Here is a 1685-nt window from a genome sequence, read left to right as displayed (position 1 = left end):
CCCCCTCTGTCAGCCTTGTTGTCCAGTTGGCAATTTCGCCTGAATTTAATCAGTTGGGGCGGCATGGGAGCATTCATGCCACGTTATTCCGAAGAACGTAAAGCCGCCGTGTTGAAGAAGTTGTTGCCTCCGCAGAACCGAAGTGTCGTGTCGGTGGCGGCAGAGGAAGGCATCTCCGATGTGACTCTGTATAGTTGGTTGAAACAGTGTCGACAACAAGGAATGCCCGTGCCAGGTAATCGTAATACCGGGGAAGACTGGTCCCCTGAGGCCAAGCTAGCCGTTGTAGTGGAAACGGCCTCTATGTCCGAAGCCGAACTCAGTGCTTATTGCCGTGAGAAAGGCCTGTATCCAGAGCAAGTGCAGCGCTGGAAAGAAGCTTGCCTGCAAGGCGCTGGCATGCAGCCAGACCGGGACAAAGTCGCTCAGAAGCAACAAAGGGATTCCCGGAAAACCATCAAAAAGCTGAAGGCCGAAGTGCGCCGCAAAGATAAAGCTCTGGCTGAGACGACGTCGCTTCTGGTGCTGTCAAAAAAGCTCGAAGCCTTGTACGGCGAAGATCCGGACAGCGACGAGGATATCTGACACCGCTGGATGAACGTGCAAGGCTCTTGGAACTGTTCGATGAAGCTGTTGCCGGTGGTGCAGCCCGATACAAGGCCGCAGAGTTGATCGATATGAGTGAGCGCACATTGAAGCGTTGGCGAGGTGCTAACGGCACCGTTGCAGAAGATCTGCGTCCGGAGGCAGAGCGGGCTGAACAGCCCCATAAACTTACACAGGCCGAGGAGGTGGCCATTCTGAGTGCGTGTAATCAACCCGAGTACAGGAGTTTACCGCCCTCCCAGATCGTGCCGTCGCTGGCCGACAAGGGGCTTTATCTGGCATCGGAATCCTCGTTTTACCGGGTGTTGAAAAAGCACCAGCAACAAAACTACCGAGGGCGCATGAAGCCACCTCGCAAGGTGCCGGAACCGACCAGCTTCACGGCGACAGGCCCGAACCAGGTCTGGAGTTGGGACATTAGTTATTGTCCTTCAGCGGTGCGTGGTCGGCACTGGTACCTCTACCTGATCATGGACATTTACAGCCGCAAGATCATTGCCTGGGAAATCCATGAAGCGGAGTCGGGAGAGCTGGCGAAAAAGCTGGTTGAACGCGCTCTGCTGCGAGAGGGCTGCTGGCACAAACCACCGGTGTTGCACTCTGATAATGGAGCGCCAATGACGTCTTATACGCTCAAGGCCCGGCTGGCCGATCTGGGCATGCTGATGTCGCACAGCCGCCCGAGAGTGAGCAACGATAATCCATACTCGGAATCGCTGTTCCGCACGGTCAAATACTGCCCGGAGTGGCCCTCAAAGGGCTTTAAATCGCTCACGGCTGTGCGTGAATGGATGCTGGCGTTTGAGTACGCCTACAACGAAAGGCATCTGCACAGTGGCATCAACTTCGTGACACCGGCAGATCGGCATCGTGGTGTTGATCACCAGCGCCTGGCGCATCGGAAAATGGTTTATGAAAGAGCAAAGCGTCGGAAACCTCAGCGCTGGTCTGGCAACACCCGGAACTGGGAAGTCACCGGTCCGGTATCGCTCAATCCTGGCAAATTGCAGGAAGTTGAGCTTAATAAATTAGCTGCTTAGGTGTAGCTATTTGGACAACTGGGTTGAAAATCGCCGATA

Annotated in this window: 1 pseudogene; it reads left to right on the top strand. The window is 55.1% G+C overall.

The features are described from left to right. The first annotated feature begins 75 nt into the window (after positions 1-75). Positions 76-1646 (top strand): annotated as a pseudogene (locus FFI61_RS17670) (IS3 family transposase). Positions 1647-1685: the final 39 nt, after the last annotated feature.

The sequence above is a fragment of the Marinobacter sp. DY40_1A1 genome (assembly GCF_016597815.1).
Lineage (GTDB): Bacteria > Pseudomonadota > Gammaproteobacteria > Pseudomonadales > Oleiphilaceae > Marinobacter > Marinobacter xiaoshiensis.
Note: the sequence above shows the minus strand (reverse complement) of the source record. Positions and strands in the feature narration are given on the sequence as shown.